16 protein-coding genes are annotated in these 15848 nt (G+C 71.0%); 9 read left to right on the forward strand and 7 right to left on the reverse strand.

What is annotated here, in order from left to right:
• The first annotated feature begins 232 nt into the window (after positions 1-232).
• Positions 233-625 carry a VOC family protein gene (locus EXE52_RS11365; protein WP_089307642.1) on the forward strand — a complete coding sequence of 131 codons (393 nt, stop codon included), beginning with the start codon at positions 233-235 and terminating at the stop codon, positions 623-625.
• A 273-nt stretch (positions 626-898) separates the two neighbouring features.
• On the forward strand, positions 899-1327 hold the full coding sequence (locus tag EXE52_RS11375) for a universal stress protein (protein WP_049929548.1): 429 nt from the start codon (positions 899-901) through the stop codon (positions 1325-1327).
• Here the strand turns inward: EXE52_RS11375 and EXE52_RS11380 are convergent.
• Positions 1311-1721 carry a hypothetical protein gene (locus EXE52_RS11380; RefSeq protein WP_089307641.1) on the reverse strand — a complete coding sequence of 137 codons (411 nt, stop codon included), beginning with the start codon at positions 1719-1721 and terminating at the stop codon, positions 1311-1313. The genes EXE52_RS11375 and EXE52_RS11380 overlap by 17 nt on opposite strands.
• Before the next feature lie 172 nt (positions 1722-1893).
• Between EXE52_RS11380 and ilvD the strand changes: the two genes are divergently transcribed.
• Positions 1894-3681: a dihydroxy-acid dehydratase gene (gene ilvD, locus EXE52_RS11385; protein ID WP_086216832.1), complete on the forward strand. Its 1788-nt coding sequence runs from the start codon at positions 1894-1896 to the stop codon at positions 3679-3681.
• A gap of 19 nt (positions 3682-3700) precedes the next feature.
• On the opposite strand, the gene EXE52_RS11390 is transcribed toward ilvD, so the two are convergent.
• Together EXE52_RS11390 and EXE52_RS11395 are read right to left on the reverse strand one after the other, a co-directional pair.
• Positions 3701-4879, reverse strand: a complete 1179-nt coding sequence (locus tag EXE52_RS11390; protein ID WP_049929545.1) for an inorganic phosphate transporter — start codon at positions 4877-4879, stop codon at positions 3701-3703.
• A 109-nt stretch (positions 4880-4988) separates the two neighbouring features.
• Complete coding sequence (locus tag EXE52_RS11395; RefSeq protein ID WP_049929544.1) at positions 4989-5240, reverse strand: hypothetical protein; 252 nt, start codon at positions 5238-5240, stop codon at positions 4989-4991.
• 220 nt (positions 5241-5460) lie between these two features.
• Between EXE52_RS11395 and EXE52_RS11400 the strand changes: the two genes are divergently transcribed.
• Positions 5461-6033: an NYN domain-containing protein gene (locus EXE52_RS11400; RefSeq protein WP_049929543.1), complete on the forward strand. Its 573-nt coding sequence runs from the start codon at positions 5461-5463 to the stop codon at positions 6031-6033.
• A 189-nt stretch (positions 6034-6222) separates the two neighbouring features.
• Here the strand turns inward: EXE52_RS11400 and EXE52_RS11405 are convergent, their stop codons facing one another.
• Positions 6223-6885: a S26 family signal peptidase gene (locus tag EXE52_RS11405; RefSeq protein WP_049929542.1), complete on the reverse strand. Its 663-nt coding sequence runs from the start codon at positions 6883-6885 to the stop codon at positions 6223-6225.
• Positions 6886-7017: 132 nt separating this feature from the next.
• Here EXE52_RS11405 and EXE52_RS11410 point away from each other — a divergent pair, with 132 nt between their 5' ends.
• Positions 7018-8202 carry a glycine cleavage system aminomethyltransferase GcvT gene (locus tag EXE52_RS11410; RefSeq protein ID WP_086220634.1) on the forward strand — a complete coding sequence of 395 codons (1185 nt, stop codon included), beginning with the start codon at positions 7018-7020 and terminating at the stop codon, positions 8200-8202.
• 30 nt (positions 8203-8232) lie between these two features.
• On the opposite strand, the gene moaC is transcribed toward EXE52_RS11410, so the two are convergent.
• Entirely contained in the window at positions 8233-8769 is a 537-nt protein-coding gene (moaC, locus tag EXE52_RS11415) for a cyclic pyranopterin monophosphate synthase MoaC (protein WP_089307640.1), read from the reverse strand.
• On the reverse strand, positions 8762-10231 hold the full coding sequence (locus EXE52_RS11420) for an NAD(P)H-hydrate dehydratase (protein WP_089307639.1): 1470 nt from the start codon (positions 10229-10231) through the stop codon (positions 8762-8764). The genes moaC and EXE52_RS11420 overlap by 8 nt, the downstream gene beginning before the upstream one ends.
• A gap of 262 nt (positions 10232-10493) precedes the next feature.
• Here EXE52_RS11420 and EXE52_RS11425 point away from each other — a divergent pair, with 262 nt between their 5' ends.
• The 3 genes from EXE52_RS11425 to EXE52_RS11435 all read left to right on the forward strand — a co-directional run bounded on the left by EXE52_RS11425 (position 10494) and on the right by EXE52_RS11435 (position 13823).
• Entirely contained in the window at positions 10494-11558 is a 1065-nt protein-coding gene (locus tag EXE52_RS11425; RefSeq protein ID WP_089307638.1) for a glycosyltransferase, read from the forward strand.
• Positions 11559-13295, forward strand: a complete 1737-nt coding sequence (locus tag EXE52_RS11430) for a DUF2070 family protein (protein ID WP_089307637.1) — start codon at positions 11559-11561, stop codon at positions 13293-13295. It abuts the gene before it with no gap.
• Between the two features lie 63 nt (positions 13296-13358).
• The gene (locus EXE52_RS11435) at positions 13359-13823 is read left to right on the forward strand and encodes a hypothetical protein (protein ID WP_089307636.1); all 465 of its coding nucleotides are present in this window, start codon (positions 13359-13361) and stop codon (positions 13821-13823) included.
• Positions 13824-13832: 9 nt separating this feature from the next.
• Here the strand turns inward: EXE52_RS11435 and EXE52_RS11440 are convergent, their stop codons facing one another.
• Positions 13833-14846, reverse strand: a complete 1014-nt coding sequence (locus EXE52_RS11440; protein WP_089307635.1) for a lysylphosphatidylglycerol synthase transmembrane domain-containing protein — start codon at positions 14844-14846, stop codon at positions 13833-13835.
• Between the two features lie 119 nt (positions 14847-14965).
• Here EXE52_RS11440 and EXE52_RS11445 point away from each other — a divergent pair, with 119 nt between their 5' ends.
• Positions 14966-15832, forward strand: a complete 867-nt coding sequence (locus tag EXE52_RS11445) for a hypothetical protein (protein ID WP_049929532.1) — start codon at positions 14966-14968, stop codon at positions 15830-15832.
• Positions 15833-15848: the final 16 nt, after the last annotated feature.

The following is a 15848-nucleotide window of genomic DNA, read 5'->3' on the forward strand; positions in this document are numbered from 1 at the left end:
CCCCCATGCCGCCCGCCGTTCCCGACCCCGCTATCCCGCCCATGAGCAGTGTCGCCGCGGGGAGTTCGAGGACTGACATGCGCGATGTTTACATGACTGTGTATAAGTGTGCCGCGGACGTTCGCAGTTCGCAGGACCGCCCCGCCGTCGCCGACCGCCACGTCTCCGGCCGGACGCGGACCGGCAGTACCCGGCCCGACGACTTTTGCGCCCGGACGCCGAACACTCCCCCGTGAAGGCACGCAATATCGACCACGTCAACCTCCGCATCCCGGAAGGCGGTGCCGACGCGGCCCGCGAGTTCTACGGCGAGGCGCTCGGCTTCGGCATCGAGGACGCGCTGTACGCGGCCGGAGAGAAGCCCTTCTTCGACGTGCGGCTCTCCGCGACCGCGGTGATCCACCTGTGGCCGACCGCCGAGTTCGAGCGGCCGGCGAGGACGAACTACGACCACGTCGCGGTCGTCGTCGAGGAGTCGGTCGAGGAGATCGAAGCGGAGCTGGCCGACGCCGGCGTCGAGGTCGAAAAGCGGCTCGACTCCCCGCTCGGCGCGACCGGCGAGGCCGGCGCGGTGTACGTCAGGGACCCGTTCGGCTACCGAGTGGAGCTGAAAGCGCGGGTGTGAGCCGCCGGAGCCCGGCGACGCGTTCGCCGGTGCGGTCATCGCCGCGAGGGGCCGGGCGCCTCGGATCTCGGGGAACTGGTGGCGACGGGCAACGCGGCCGGCGCGGCCGCGGTGTCGACGGTCTGGTCGTTCGACTCCGACGCCGTCGCGGCGGAAGCAGGTCCGTGACCGACGTGTCGGGGAGTTGACGGGGCGGCGCCACGGATCCCATCGGCTCGTCCCGGGCGTCGTCTGAGGAAGAGACTTAGGTGGGTAGGCGGTCTGACCTGCGGTATGGTCTCACGCATCCTCGTCCCGATGGACGACTCCGACCACTCGGTGGAGGCCCTCGCGTACGCGCTCGACAGCTTTCCGGAGGCCGACGTCACCGTGTTACACGTCGTCGGTGTCCCTTCCTCGATGTTCGGCGAAGCGACGGACCTCGCCCTTGCGGACGACATCGACGAGGCCGCCGCCGAACGCGCCGAGCCCGCCTTTGAGCGGGCGCGCGCGGCGGCCGCCGAGCGGGGGCGAGAGATAGACACGGTCGTGGGTATCGGCCACCCGGCCCGGAACATCATCAATCGGGCGGGCGACTACGACACGGTCGTGATCGGCGCTCACGGGGCGGACCGCCGCCGCATGACGCGCCGGTTCCTCGTGGGGAACGTGGCCGAAACGGTTGCCAGGCGGTCGCCGGTTCCGGTCACGATCGTTCGGTGACCAGAGCGGCTCCGTCGAACGTTACCATGGCGACGGCGGTGTCCGCGATCAGCGCGAGCAGATACCCCGTGGTTCGTGGCGACGACGGTACGACGCGCGACCGCACGCGCAGTCCGGGGTCGTCGTACGTGCCGACCCCGAGCGCCGCGAGCCGCCGCGCCTGGTCGACCGCTGTCACCACGAGCACGAACCACAGCGCGGCCGCGAGCCCGAACCGGACGAACGAGGACGGCAGACAGAGGGCCGTGTTGCCGAACGCCTCGAAGACGGGCGGTGTCACGCGATCGACGAGGATGTAGAACAGGAGGTAGCCGAGGCATGCCTCAACCGGCCCGTGCGCAGGGAACTGGCTGTCATCCTCGTCGACGCGACGGGCCGCGCTTGCGACGGACATGCTGATACGCGACCGACGACGAGGGGCGAGTTCAATACGTTACCGTCTGTCGAATAACGGGTGTCGAGCCCCGCTTCCGGAAGCCGACTCCGTGCGGGGGGAACCGCGATCCCCGCCGAGCAACCCTCGCCCCGACGCGGCGGTTTAAGACCCCCGAGCGACAGGGTCGGGTATGAGCGAACAGCAGTCGAGATCGGACGACGGCGAGCGGCGTCGTCGCCGGGAGGACGCGGACCGATTCGCCGGGACGAAAGACGAGGACCTGCCGAGCCGCGAGGTGACAGAGGGGCCGGACAAGGCGCCGCACCGCGCCATGTTCCGCGCGATGGGGTTCGACGACGAGGACCTCTCGTCGCCGATCGTCGGCGTGCCGAACCCGGCCGCCGACATCACGCCGTGTAACGTCCACCTCGACGACGTGGCGGACGCCGCGCTCGACGGCATCGACGCGGCGGGGGGGATGCCGATCGAGTTCGGCACGATCACCATCTCCGACGCCATCTCGATGGGGACGGAGGGGATGAAGGCGAGCCTGATCTCGCGGGAGGTGATCGCCGACTCCGTCGAGCTCGTCTCCTTCGGCGAGCGCATGGACGCCCTCGTGACGGTCGCGGGCTGCGACAAGAACCTCCCCGGCATGATGATGGCCGCGATCCGGACGGACCTCCCCAGCGTCTTCCTCTACGGCGGCTCGATCATGCCCGGGCAACACGACGGCCGCGACGTGACGATCGTCCAGGTGTTCGAGGGCGTCGGCACGTACGCGCAGGGCGACATGGACGCCGACGAACTCGACGAGTTAGAGCGGCACGCCTGCCCCGGCGCGGGCTCCTGTGGCGGGATGTTCACCGCGAACACGATGGCGTCGCTGTCGGAGGCGCTCGGGCTGGCGCCGCTCGGATCGGCCTCGCCGCCGGCGGAGGACGAGGAGCGCTACGCGGTCGCCGAGCGCGCCGGCGAGCTGGCGATGGACTGTATCGAGAACGACCGCCGCCCCTCCGACATCCTCTCGCGCGAGTCGTTCGAGAACGCGATCGCGGCCCAGACCGCGATGGGCGGCTCGACGAACGCGGTCCTCCACCTGCTCGCGCTCGCGGGCGAGGCCGACGTCGACCTCTCTATCGAGGACTTCGACGAGATCTCCCGGCGCACGCCGAAGATCGCGAACCTCCAGCCCGGCGGGAGCCGCGTCATGAACGACCTCCACGAGGTCGGCGGCGTGCCGGTCGTGCTCCGCCGCCTACTTGAGGCCGACCTGCTCCACGGCGACGCGATGACCGTGACGGGCCGGACGCTCGCCGAGGAGATCGCGGCCCTGGAGGAGCGCGGCGAACTCCCGGCCGACGACGATATCGAGGCCGACTTCCTCTACCCCGTCGAGGACCCGAAGGAGGAGGAGGGCGCCATCAAGATCCTCGACGGCAACCTCGCGCCGGACGGCTCGGTGCTGAAGGTGACTGGCGACGACGAGTTCTACCACGAGGGCCCCGCCCGCGTGTTCGAGAACGAGGAGGACGCGATGGAGTACGTCCAGTCGGGGGCGATCGAGTCCGGCGACGTGATCGTCATCCGCAACGAGGGGCCCCGCGGCGGCCCCGGCATGCGCGAGATGCTCGGCGTCACCGCCGCCGTCGTCGGCGCGGGCCACGAGGACGACGTGGCGCTGCTCACCGACGGCCGCTTCTCGGGCGGCACCCGCGGTCCGATGATCGGCCACGTCGCGCCCGAGGCCGCCGTCGGCGGTCCGATCGGGCTCATCGAGGACGGCGACCACGTCACGGTCGACATCCCCGAGCGCGACCTGACCGTGGACCTCTCCGACGAGGAGCTCGACGAGCGCCGCGAGGCGTGGGACGCGCCCGAACCGCCCTACGAGGGCGGCATCCTCGCGAAGTACGGCCGCGACTTCGCCTCGGCCGCGGAGGGCGCGGTGACGAACCCGCGGCTCACGCGGGACTGAACGGGCGGTTCGCGCGCCGTCAGGCGACGCCCGGAACGAGGACGAAGAACCCGTAGGCCAGCAGGGTCGACACGGACGGGCCGATGATCCACATCGAGATGTACTTCAGCACCGCTCGGGGGTTGAACAGGTCGCCGGCCTCCAACACCGCCTCCGGTTCCGCCTCGCCGATCGGCGCCGACCGCTCCTCTTCGTCCTCCGAGACGGTTATCGCGCCGGGGACGATCTCGTTGTCCCCGGTGTTCCGGGTGACCGCCTCCTGAACGGTGACCGGCCGCGTCGCGCGTCCCCACCCGATGCCGACGATCGTCATCACCGTGCCCATGACGAGGCTGATCGGGATCCCGAGGTACGAGAGGACCGTCGTGATCGTCGAGGCCGTCGTCATCACGAAGAGGGCCGCGAGCAGGGGGATGTCGCTCAGTTCGCCGCCGACCGACTCCATCGTGCGGCGGGCGATCGTGAAGCCGCCGAGTCCGATCGCGAGCGTGGCGATCCCGATAGCGGTGTTTTCCGGAAGCCCTCCGACGCCGCTGACCAGCGGCGCGGCGGCGTTCGGTACGTTGCTCGCGCCGGCGCTGAACGACATGTAACAGCCGATGAGGAGGACGACGACCGTGCTGATGAGCTCCGTCACCGTCGTGTTCGGGCCGAGTTCCGGCTTCGGTACCCCGCCCTCCCGGTCGAGTCGCAGCAGCGGGCCGGGGGACTTCTCGATGTGGACCCGCCGGTTCACCGCCGGGTAGACGTACCGACCGATCACGACGCCGACCCAGAACCCGATGATCGGGGTCACGATCCACCACGAGATGATCCGCGAGACCGTCGCGTAGTCGAGCGTGTCGGTCGCCAGTCCGAGGCCGGCGATCGCTCCGACGGTCGTCATCGAGGTCGGCACGGGGACCCCGAAGATGTTCGCGATGAGGATCCCGAGTCCGATGAAGAACAACACGGCGACACCCGCCGAGAGCGAGAGCTCCGTCGTGATGATCCCGCCGCTCAGCGTGTCCATCACGTTTCGCCCCACGGTCCAGCCGCCGAGGAAGACGAACGCCGTCATGAGTCCCGCGGCGGTCGTCTTCTTCAGGATGCCGGCCCCGACGGGAGGTCCCCACGCGATGCCGGTCGAGGAGCCGCCGATGTTGAAGCCGACGAACGCCGACGCGACGACCCCGACCGCCAGGAGCGTTTCCACCATCGAATCGTGGTACCGCCATACGAGGCATATAAGTGTCGTAATCGGTCACGATTCGGGCTCGAAACTGCGGCGTTGCGGCCGCGGTTCCGGTGCGGCCGCCGGTCCGGCGTCAGCGGGACTCGCCGCCGTCGGTCTGCGCGGTCTTGACCGACTCGGCGCGCCAGACGTTGCTCCGACGCCCGGCGCGGGAGAGTTCCATCTTCACGACCGACCCTACCGGCAGGTCGGCGACGCGCTCGCGGGCGTCCTCGTCGGCGTAGTCGACGACGTGGAACGTCTCGTTGCGTGGATGGGCACGTACAGTGGTACAATCGTGATCGTTCTGTGCGGAAATAACGGTGTACGCGTTTGATTGAGACATCTTATCTCGCTATTATTGGACATCCTATTTCAAGTCTCCGTATATTCACTACGGACGTGAGGCAGGTCGTAATACGGATATAAGGTGTTGAAGCGCCAAGTCGGTCGGACGAATTGCCGGGGATAACTGGGCAGACGACACACCGAGACCGGGCGGGAGGCGCTCGTCGAGAGCGCTCGCGAATCAGCATACCTATTTCCGGCCGCGGCGAAGCCCGCTCATGGACCGAGGCGACGGGCCCGAGGGCGAGACGACCGCTGACGGCGAGGCGGGCCGCAGCGATGGGACGACCGGCGAGCGCGCGACGGACGCGAACACCGACGGCGTGGCGCTGTTCGTCGACGGCCCGAACGTGTTGCGCGAGGAGTTCGACGTGGACCTCGACGACGTGCGGCTGGCCGCCGAGGCCGAGGGCCCGCTGGTGACGACCCGGCTCTACCTCGACGAGCACGCGACGCCGGGGCTGATTCAGGCCGCGGAGGCCCGTGGTTTCGAGGTCGTGATCACGAGCGGCGACGTGGACGTGAAGCTCGCGGTCGACGCCGCGCGGTTCGCGGCCGAGAACCGAATGGACACCCTCGCGATCGCCTCGCGCGACACGGACTTCAAGCCGGTCGTCGAGACCGCCAACGGCTACGGGATCCGGACGCTCGCCATCGCGCCCGGGGAGTTCGGGCGCTCGGACGCGCTCCGCAACGCCGCCAACGGCTCCGTGACGCTCGACGGCGACGAGAGCGACGCCGCCGGGAGCGACGACGACGAGACGGACGCCGGATCGCCCTCGACGCGATAGCGGTCGGGCGACGCCGGCGGCCGCGTATAGCTGAACGCCGACCTCGCGGTTCGCTCGGGGCTCCCCGCGGTCGCCCCTCCCTCACCGCTACCTCCCACGCGCTCCTCGCGCCGGCCGCACCGAATTGTATGAAAGACGGCTACCGGCGGTCGCGAGTTTTCATGAGAGAATCGCTCCCGCCGAGACAACTCACCGCCGCCGTCCCCGACCGAGCCGTCCCAAGAGCAGCGCGCCGAGTCCGCCGGCCAGTCCCGCGAGACCGACGAGGACCACTCCGGTCGCGACCCCGCCGTACCGCGCGGCCGCCGCGTCGATCGCCACCCGTGTCCAGCCGAGGTTCGGCACCGCGAACAGCGCCTTGCCGGCGATCCACTCCTCGGGGACGACCGGGGCGATGCCCGCGCTCTGGTCGTACAGCCCGTTCGCGTCCCCGCGCGTGACGTACCCGTCGTACGGCGCCGGACAGGTTGAGAGCTCCCCGCAGTCGCCGGAGAGCAGGTCCGGGTCGGCCCGCTCCGTCCAGTCCTCGCCCGCCTCCACGGGGAACGCCAAGCGGTGGAACACCGGGCGACCCCCGGCGCCCGGAACGGCGTAAACGACCACGTCTCCCGGTCCGCCGAGCCGCGTCGGCGCGTCCGCGTCGGCGGCGCTCGAGAGGTCGCCCCACGGCGTTCGGTCGGCGGCCGTGACGACGACGAGGTCGCCGCGCTCGACGCCGGGAGTCATGCTGCCGCTCTCGACCGCGACGAACGGCGGCCACGTGCCCACGACGGCGCCGAGCAGGACCGCGACGAGGAGGACGGCGACCGCGGGCGCCACCGCGGCGGCGGTGTCGGGACGGGAACTGCTCACGGTCGGGAGACGGCACGGCGACCGCTTGAGGCTGTCGCTCGAGGTGGTGGGGGCCACGCGGCCGGGCCCGCCGCGGACGCGCGGACCGCCGCTGTCACAACACCTTAGGCTCGCCCGGGAGAGGGTGCGCGTATGACCGACCGTCTCCCTCCGCTCCACGACGCCCACGACGCGCGCGGTGCGAAGTTCACCGACTTCGGCGGCTGGCAGATGCCCGTCGAGTTCGACTCGATCCGGACCGAACACGCGGCGGTCCGCGAGTCGGTCGGCGTCTTCGATGTCTCCCACATGGGCGAGATCGAGGTGGCCGGCCCGGACGCGACCGAACTGATGAACCGACTCACGACCAACGACGTGCGCGCGCTCGACCCCGGGGACTCCCAGTACGCCGCGATCACGAACGGGGAGGGCGTGATGCTCGACGACACGGTCGTCTACCGGCTCCCCGACGGGACTCCGGCCGGGGAAGGGGCGGCGTCGCTCGCGGCGTTGGAGAGCGACCACGGCGGCGACCTCGACGCGCCGAGCGGCGACCCGGCGTACCTCTTCGTACCGAACGCGGGCCACGACGGACAGATGGCCGACCGCTGGACCGCGCACCGCGACGAGTGGGGGCTCGACGCGACCGTCGCGAACGCCACGGGGGACTGGGCGATGCTCGCGGTCCAGGGCCCCGACGCGGCCGACGCCCTCGACCAGGCCACGCCCCGCGACCGCGTCGTCGACCTCTCGAAGTTCGAGGCGGCGGTGGCGGCGGTGGCGGGGGTCGAGAGCTGGGTCGCGCGCACCGGTTACACCGGCGAGGACGGCTTCGAGGTGATGTGCCCGGCCGCTGACGCCGGCGCCGTCTGGGAGGCGTTCGTCGACGCGCCCCGCGAGGCGCAGCCGTGCGGCCTCGGCGCGCGCGACACGCTCCGCACCGAGATGGGGTTCCTGCTGTCCGGACAGGACTTCGATCCCGAGGGTGAGCCCCGGACCCCGTACGAGGCGCGGATCGGCTTCGTCGTGAAGCTCGACACGGAGTTCGTCGGCCGCGACGCGCTGGAGGTCCAGAAGGAGCAGGGCGTCGACGAGAAGTTCGTCGGCGTCAGGCTCTCGGAGCGCGGCGTGCCCCGCGGCGGGTACGCCGTCACCGACGGGGACCTCACCAGAGTCGGGAAGCTCACCTCCGGGACGATGAGCCCGACGCTCGACGAGCCGATCGGGCTGGGGTACCTCCACGAGTCGTACGCCGACGCCGGCACCGAGGTGAGCGTCGTCGTGCGCGGCGACGAGAAGCGTGCCGAAGTCGTGGTCCCGCCGTTCCTCGACCGCTGAGGCGAACCGCGGCGGCCTCCCGGGCCGCGGCTACGCGTCGACCGTCTCCTTCCGTTTGTCGACCACTTTCACGTCCGCGATCCGCGTGTCGGGGTACTGGCCGTCGGCGTCCTTCTCCGCGGCCTTCACCATGTCCCAGACGGTGTTGAGCCCGGTCGTGACGCCCTCCAGCGCCTCCATCTCACAGCCCGTCTTGCCGGTGGTCTCGACCGCGACCGTCAGCTCGATCCGGTCGTCGCCGACCGCGAACTCGGCGTCGACGTTCGTGATCGGGATCTGGTGGCACATCGGGATCGTCTCCCAGGTGTGTTTCACCGCCTGAACGGCGCCGATCCGGGCGGTCGCGAGCACGTCGCCCTTCTCGACCGCGTCGGCCTCGACCGCCGCGATCGTCCCCGGCGTCAGCCGGATCTCCCCGCGGGCGACCGCTCGCCGGCTGCTGTCGGGCTTCGCGCCCACGTCGACCATCTGGACGTCGCCGGCGTCGTCGGTGTGTGTCAGGTCGTCCGGGCTGCCGTCGCCTCCGTTGCTTCCGTCGCCGGACCGGACCGCGTCCTCCTCACTCATCACGCATCGCCTCCGGCAGCCGATCGGGTAAGTCCGTCGCCACCAACCCCGCGCCGTTCGCCTCCGCGGCCGCGTCGCCGGCCCGGCCGACGGCGTACGCGCCGACCGCGGCCGCCCGGAACGGCTCCGTCACGGCCGCCAGCGCGCCGACCGTCCCCGCGAGCACGTCGCCCGTCCCGCCGACCGTCATGCCGGGGTTCCCGGTGCGGTTGAGCCGTGTCTCGTCGCCGTCGGCGACCACGTCGACAGCGCCCTTCACGAGCAGCGTGTGGCCCAGCCCGCCCGCGAACTCGTCGACCAGTTCCGCGCGCTCGTCCGGGTCTGACGCCCTCTCTCCGCCCATGTCGACGAGTTCGCCCTGGTGCGGCGTACAGATCAGGTCGGCGTCGGTGTCGACCTCGGGGACGACCCGGAGCGCGTCGGCGTCGACGACGCCGCGTCCGTCGTAGCCCGTCAGGAACTCGCGGACGAACTCCCGAGCCCCGTCGCCGCCGCCGAGGCCCGGGCCGAGGACAGTGACATCGCTTTCGGCCGCGAGCGACGCGACCCGGTCGACGTGGGCGGGCCCGACGCGGTCGCCGGGCAGCGCGCGGACGATGAGGTTCGGCGAGAACCCCTGGACCGCGCCGGCGACCGACTCGGGGCACGCCACGCGGACGAGGTCGGCGCCCGCGCGGAGCGCGGCCAGCGCGGACAGCGTCGGCGCCCCGGTGTACGGTCCGCCCCCGACCACCAGCACCTCGCCGTTGTCCCCCTTGTGCGAGTCCGGATCGCGGTCGAGCCCGAGGAGATCGCCGGGGCCGGTGAACCGCTCCGCGGCGGCCGGGATCCCGATGTCCGCGACCGTGACGCCGGCGGCGTCGAGTCCGGGCTTCTCGTCGTGGAACGTCACCACGCGGTCGGCGTCGACGGCGACTGGGTCGGCCGGACCGTCGGTCGCCGCCTCGCCGGTCGGTTCGCCGGTGTCGGCGTCGATCCCGGAGGGCACGTCGACCGCGATCACCGTCGCGTCGGTCGCGTTGATCGCCGCGGCGGCGGTTCGTTCCGGCTCGCGGAGGCCGCCGGAGACCCCGGAGCCGAGCATCGCGTCGACGACGACGTCCGGGCCGTCGCCGTCGGGAGCGGCGAGGGAGAAGTCGCGGGAGTCGGTGACCGTCTCGGTCGTGATCTCCGTCGCTTCAACCGCCGCCCAGTTCTCCCGCGCGATGTCGGTCCGGATCGTCGCGGGGCGTCCGAGCAGGTGGACCGTCACGTCGTACCGCTTCAGGAACCGCGCCGCGACGAGGGCGTCGCCGCCGTTGTTCCCGCGGCCGCAGACGAGCGCGACGGCGGCACCCGGGTCCGCGACGGCCCGCACTTCGCGGGCGACGGCGTTGCCGGACGACTCCATCAGCTGTTTGCGCGGGACGCCGAGCGCGGCCGCGTTGGCGTCGACGGCCGCCATGCGGTCGGTCGTGATCATGCTCGGCGGTTCGAGCGCCCGGGGATTAAGCGGTCGGGGTCAGAGCCACCTCGACAGCGCTGCGCCCGCCGCGCTTCGGAAATGAAAATGTTGAAGCGGTCAGGTGGAGAACTCGGCGAATAACTGTGGCATCGGTACCCCTCGCCGGCCCGGCCGCCCCGGCAACCCCCTCCGCGGCCGACGTACCCGGCTCGTCCCCTCCGCGCCGAGTCCGCCCCGGCGGCCGCGGCCGACCGCGACCGCACGACCGACAGACGCCACCATGAACATCGGCTTCTTCACAGACAGCTACTTCCCCGGGATCGACGGCGTCACCTACACCATACAGGCGTGGCGCGAGCGCCTCGAAGCGCGGGGCCACGACGTGTACGTCGTCTACCCCGCGAGCAGCCACGAGCCCGACGACGGCGAGATCCCGGTCCGCTCGCTGCCGAACCCGTTCTACCGGCAGTACCGTTTCCCCACCTACCGCCGCCTCTCGACGCTCCCCGACCTCGACGTCGTCCACTGTCACGGCCCGGCGTCGACTGGGTTGATGGGGCTCCGGTACGCGAAGCGGTACGGCGCCACCTCGGTGTACACCCATCACACCCCCGTGGAGGACTACTTCGTCCAGGGGCTCAAGTCCGAACGGCTCGCCGCGCTCGCGGGACGGGCGTACGTCGCCTACGAGAACCGCTTTTTGAACGCGTTCGACTGCGTCACCGCCTCGACCTCGCGGATCCGCCGCGACGTGAAGCCGTACCGGCTCCCGGTCGGCATCGAGATGGACCGGTTCCGCCCCCGCGAGAACGCCGGCGCGGACTCGCTGGCGGCCGACGGGGGACCGAACGGAGACGACCGGCCCGTCGTCGGGTACAGCGGTCGGATGACCCGCAAGAAGAACGTCGACGAGATTCTCCGGCTCGCGGCGCGGCTCCCCGAGGCGCGGTTCGAACTCGTCGGCGAAGGGCCGGTCCGGGCGGAGCTGGAGGCGGACGCCCCGGCGAACGTCCGGTTCCACGACTTCCTCCCGCGGGAGGAACTCCCCGACTTCTACGCCGCGCTCGACGTCTTCGTCACGGCCTCGACCTGCGACACGCTCGGGCTCTCGACGCTGGAGGCGAACGCTTGCGGCACCCCGGTCGCGGCCGCCGACGTGGCGCCGTTCGACGAGACGATCGGTCCGGAGAACGGCGCGCGGTTCGCGCTGGACGACCTCGACGACATGGAGCGCGCGGTCCGCGACTGCCTCGACGGCGACAGGGACACCCGCGCGGCGGTCGAGCGGTTCTCGGTGGAGCAGACCGTCGACGAGCTCGAATCGATCTACGGGGTGACCGGCTAGATGGGCGCGGACAACGTCGACGCCTTCCAGCGGCTCGTGTTCTCGGTGCCGCGGCTCCGGGTTCAGGCCGCCGCGCTCGTCCTTCTGAGCGGGGTGTACGGCGTCGCCACGGTCGCGGCGATAACGGTCTTCACGCCGTTCGCTCTGGACCCGTCGCGGATCGTGCCGGTGGCGGTCCTCATCTTCCTCGTCCCGTTCGTCGTCGCCGCGGAGCTGTTCCCCCGCGTCCTCGACGGCTACCCGCGGCCGTGGAGCTACTTCCTCGCGCTCACCTCGCAGTTCGTCCTGTTCGTGTACGCGCTCGTGCTCTCCGGCGCGGACAACGTCGGGAACGCGTGGAGCATCATCTGGCTGAGCTTCATCACGCTGTACCTGCTCAACATCCTAGTGCTCGTCGTCTCGACGGGGATCGACCGCTCCGACCGGATCCTCCTCGCGTCGCTCGCCGAGCCGGCCCTGCTCATCGCCGCCTTCTACGCGCTGGGCGGGAGCGAGCTCGGCTTCTCGACGTACCGCCACGTGTTCGCGTTCGCGTCGCTGCTCATCGCGGCCGGGTTCCTCGTGTTGGTGCTCCTCGTCGTCGACTACCTGATCCGGAGCAACACCGACGTCTCCGCGTTCGCGCTCACCTCCGGACTGCTCCGGAACGACCGCGAGTCGCTCGACTTGGGCGTCGAGGCCCGCCCCGCGGTCGAGACGTTCGCGGTCGACAACGGGGACCGGCTCACCGTCGCGGCGCCGTGGGTCCACCCCGGTCCGCTCGGCGGGTTCGGCGGCGGCCAGCTAAGCGGGAACCTGATCGACGCGCTGAACGGCGCTCGGGAGGGCGAGGACGGCGCGACCGACCGCGCCGCGGTCGCGGCCGACGGCGGAGCCGCCGCGGACGGCGACGCCGGCTTCTTCTTCCACGTCCCGTGTACCCACAAGGAGGACCTCTCGGACCCGGCGGACGCGGAGCGGATCCTCGACGCGGTCGCGGACCCGGACCGGACGGAGCGAGTCTCGCGGCTCGTCACCGAGTCGTACGGCGAGCGGGAGGGGTACGCGGACGTCAGGTTCCACGGCCGACGGATCGGCGACCGGCAGGTGATCGTCCTCCACGGCGAGGGGATCGACGACTACGACACCGGCGTGTTCATGCGCGACGTGGACCACGACGAGGTGCTGCTGATCGACCAGCACAGACACGACATCCAGAACGGCCCCGAGGTGGAGATACAGTACGGCTCCGCCGAGGCCGACCGGCTGAAGCGCGCGTTCGACGACTTCCGCGACCGGCTCGCGACGGCCGACCTCGCCGACGGCTACGCCGCCGGTTTCGCGGTGACGCGGACCGCACAGAACGCGCTGGCGATGGTCGAGTCCGTCGACGGACAGGAGGTGCTCTGGATCGGCGTCGACACGAACGGCCTCACCCCGGACGTGCGGGCGACCGCCGACGCGTACCGCGACGAGTTCGACGCCGTGATCCCCTTCTCGACGGACACCCACGCGTCGATCCACGAGCTGGCCAACATGCGCGAGTCCGACCTCGACGCCATCGAGCGCGCGGTCGACCGCGCCGTCGACGACGTCGCGCCCGCGACCGTGGGGTTCGCGAGCCGACGGACGGAGCCGGTGAAGCTGCTGAAAAATGACTACAACGGGCTCGTGTTCAGCGTCAACATCCTCATCCGCCTGACGATCATCGCCCTGGTGACGCTGTACGTGCTGCTCGTGCTGTGGCTCTTCTTCTGAGACTGGGGTACTCCGGGCGAAGCCGCACCCGCCGTTTTTGTGCGCTCGCTCCGAGACCCCGATATGGTCTCCCGGACCCTCCTCCTCAGCACCGATCGGACGCCGAAACGCGCCCTCGGCGTCGTCGCGGCCGCGTTCGTCGCCGCCTCGCTCCTCGTCGTCCTCCCGTGGGAGCCGACGGGAGCCGCCGGACGCTATCCCCTCTGGGCGGCCCTCATCGCCGTCGCGGTCGGCGCAGCCGGGGACGCCGGACGACGTCGCGGCGGCCTCCTCGTGGGCTGGGGAGCCGTCTTCCTCGCGACCTGGGTCTTCGTCGTCCCGCCGCTCGCTGCGCTCGCCCGCGGCGATACGCTCGGCGACGGCGGGTACGCGGTCCCGCGTCCGTCCGTCGTCGCTCTGCGTCCCCGCGCCGAACTGCTGACCGGGCTCCGGATCGGCCCGGTCGTCGCTCTCGTGGTCGCTCTCACGCTCGGGAGCGCGGCATTCGTCGCCGGCGCGGCAGTGCGCAGACGAACGGATCGGCCGTGACGACCCGCGCTACTCGAACGCCTTGACCCCGAGGGCGGAGGCCGACGCGCCGCCGATCACCATCGGGAGCCAGTAGACCGCGCCGCGGAAGACCAGGACCGCGGCGGTGATCGCGGACGCGGCGACCCCGGTCGTGGGCACGAGGAGGCCGACGAGCGCGGCCTCGATGCCGCCGAGTCCGCCCGGGAGCGGCGTCGCGCCCGCGACGTACGACAGCGGGACGACGAAGACGGGGATCAACGGCGAGACCGGGTGCCCGACCGCGGCAAACGCGACGGTGAGCGCGGCCGCCTGAAACAGCCACCCGACGAGCGAGAGGGCGACGATGCCGAGGAGCCGCCGCCGGTCCGTGCCGACGCGCTCGATGTCGGCGAAGAAGTTCCCCAGCCGGTCGGCGAGCCCCGCCTCGATCGTTTCGGCGTCGAAACGCTCGAACCGCCCGAGGAACGGCCCGACGGCGCCGGGGACGCGGTCGACGACGGCGGTGCGGTAGCGCCAGATGAAGGCGATCGCCGTGACGATCGCGGCGATCAGGCCGACCGCGCTCGCGACGGCGAACCCGACGCGGTCGCCGACCGCGGTGGTGGCCGCGTACGACCCGACGCCGAGGAACACGAGCGAGACGGAGGGGACGACGTTGAGCACGTCGACGCTCGCGATGCCGACGAGCCCCGTCTCGTAGCGCGCCTCGCCCACCTTCGAGATGAGCGCGGCGGCGACCGGCTCGCCCCCGGCCTGCCCGAACGGGGTGACGTTGTTGGCGAACGCGGCGCCGCTGTACACGAGGAACGCGGTCGGGACGGACATCTCGACGTCGAGCGCGCCCAACACCGCGCGCAGCATGAGGCTCCACGCGGCGAGCCAGCAGAGTCCCAGTCCGGCGGCCGCGGCAACGAGCGCCGGGTCGGCGCGGGCGAGCGCGTCGACGACGCGATCGACCCCGACGACGACGAAAAGCACCGCGAGGAGGAGGACCGCGCCGCCAGCCCCCAAGATTAGCGCGCGCCGTTGTGGGCCTTCCATAGACGGGGTGGGTCGGTAGCGAACTTGAAACGTCTGCTTCGCGGCCGCCGCGCGGCCCTCTCGACCCCGGAGGCGCCGAATGGGAATACATACGTACCGGCGGGCCGACGACTCACCCAATGGAAGATCAGCGGTTCCTCGAGTCGGACTGGGACTACTGTCTGGTGCTCGACGCGTGCCGGTACGACGTGTTCGCCGACGTGTACGACGAGTACCTCGACGGGACGCTCGAAAAGCGCGAGAGCGTCGGGTCGTCGACGCCGGAGTGGGCCTACCGCACGTTCACGGGCGAACACGACATCGCGTACTTCTCCGGGAACCCGTTCATCAACGACCTCGGGATCCCGCTGAACGAGCTCAAGTGGGGCGCCAGCTGTGACTACGAGTGGACCGCCTCCGAGCACATCAGCGACATCCACGACGTCTGGAAGACCCAGTGGGACGACGATCTCGGCACCGTCCCGCCGGAGGGGCTCACCCGGGCGTACCGGAACAACCTCGACGCGGTCGAGCGCGCCGACCGCACCGTCCTCCACTACATGCAGCCGCACGCTCCCTACCTCTCCCGCGGGAAGGGGCAGAAGCTCAAGCAGATCCAGAAGGGGATCAGAGAGCAGGGGGAAGAGGAGGCGAGCGACGGCGGCGACGACGACGGCGGACTGCTCTCCTCGCTCAGCGACACAGTCCGGCCGAAGATCGAGAGCCGGCTGGACGACAGCGAGTTCGCCCAGAAGGCGGGGCTGTGGCTCGAACTCGACCCGAAGGACCTCGTGACGGACGGCACGCGCGTGACCGCGCTGTCGATGTACGAGGAGAACCTCCGGATCGCCTTGGAGAGCGTCTCGGAGCTCGTCGAGGAACTCGACGGCGACGTCGTCGTCACCGCCGACCACGGCGAGGCGTTCGGCGAGGAGGGCGTCTGGGAACACCACATCGAGACGTACATCCCCGCGCTGATGGAGGTCCCGTGGCTGGAAGTCGAGTGATCGGCTCCAACCGGGT

This window comes from Halorubrum sp. CGM4_25_10-8A (genome assembly GCF_005435025.1).
In the GTDB taxonomy this organism is placed as follows: Archaea; Halobacteriota; Halobacteria; order Halobacteriales; family Haloferacaceae; genus Halorubrum; species Halorubrum ezzemoulense.

Coding starts and splice junctions, on each gene's coding strand:
- EXE52_RS11430 (WP_089307637.1), top strand. CDS start 11,559: ATGGGCGCGGACAACGTCGACGCCTTCCAGCGGCTCGTGTTCTCGGTG.
- EXE52_RS11410 (WP_086220634.1), top strand. CDS start 7,018: ATGACCGACCGTCTCCCTCCGCTCCACGACGCCCACGACGCGCGCGGT.
- EXE52_RS11400 (WP_049929543.1), top strand. CDS start 5,461: ATGGACCGAGGCGACGGGCCCGAGGGCGAGACGACCGCTGACGGCGAG.
- EXE52_RS11425 (WP_089307638.1), top strand. CDS start 10,494: ATGAACATCGGCTTCTTCACAGACAGCTACTTCCCCGGGATCGACGGC.
- EXE52_RS11380 (WP_089307641.1), bottom strand. CDS start 1,721: ATGTCCGTCGCAAGCGCGGCCCGTCGCGTCGACGAGGATGACAGCCAG.
- EXE52_RS11375 (WP_049929548.1), top strand. CDS start 899: ATGGTCTCACGCATCCTCGTCCCGATGGACGACTCCGACCACTCGGTG.
- EXE52_RS11435 (WP_089307636.1), top strand. CDS start 13,359: ATGGTCTCCCGGACCCTCCTCCTCAGCACCGATCGGACGCCGAAACGC.
- EXE52_RS11445 (WP_049929532.1), top strand. CDS start 14,966: ATGGAAGATCAGCGGTTCCTCGAGTCGGACTGGGACTACTGTCTGGTG.
- EXE52_RS11440 (WP_089307635.1), bottom strand. CDS start 14,846: ATGGAAGGCCCACAACGGCGCGCGCTAATCTTGGGGGCTGGCGGCGCG.
- ilvD (WP_086216832.1), top strand. CDS start 1,894: ATGAGCGAACAGCAGTCGAGATCGGACGACGGCGAGCGGCGTCGTCGC.
- EXE52_RS11395 (WP_049929544.1), bottom strand. CDS start 5,240: ATGTCTCAATCAAACGCGTACACCGTTATTTCCGCACAGAACGATCAC.
- EXE52_RS11420 (WP_089307639.1), bottom strand. CDS start 10,231: ATGATCACGACCGACCGCATGGCGGCCGTCGACGCCAACGCGGCCGCG.
- moaC (WP_089307640.1), bottom strand. CDS start 8,769: ATGAGTGAGGAGGACGCGGTCCGGTCCGGCGACGGAAGCAACGGAGGC.
- EXE52_RS11390 (WP_049929545.1), bottom strand. CDS start 4,879: ATGGTGGAAACGCTCCTGGCGGTCGGGGTCGTCGCGTCGGCGTTCGTC.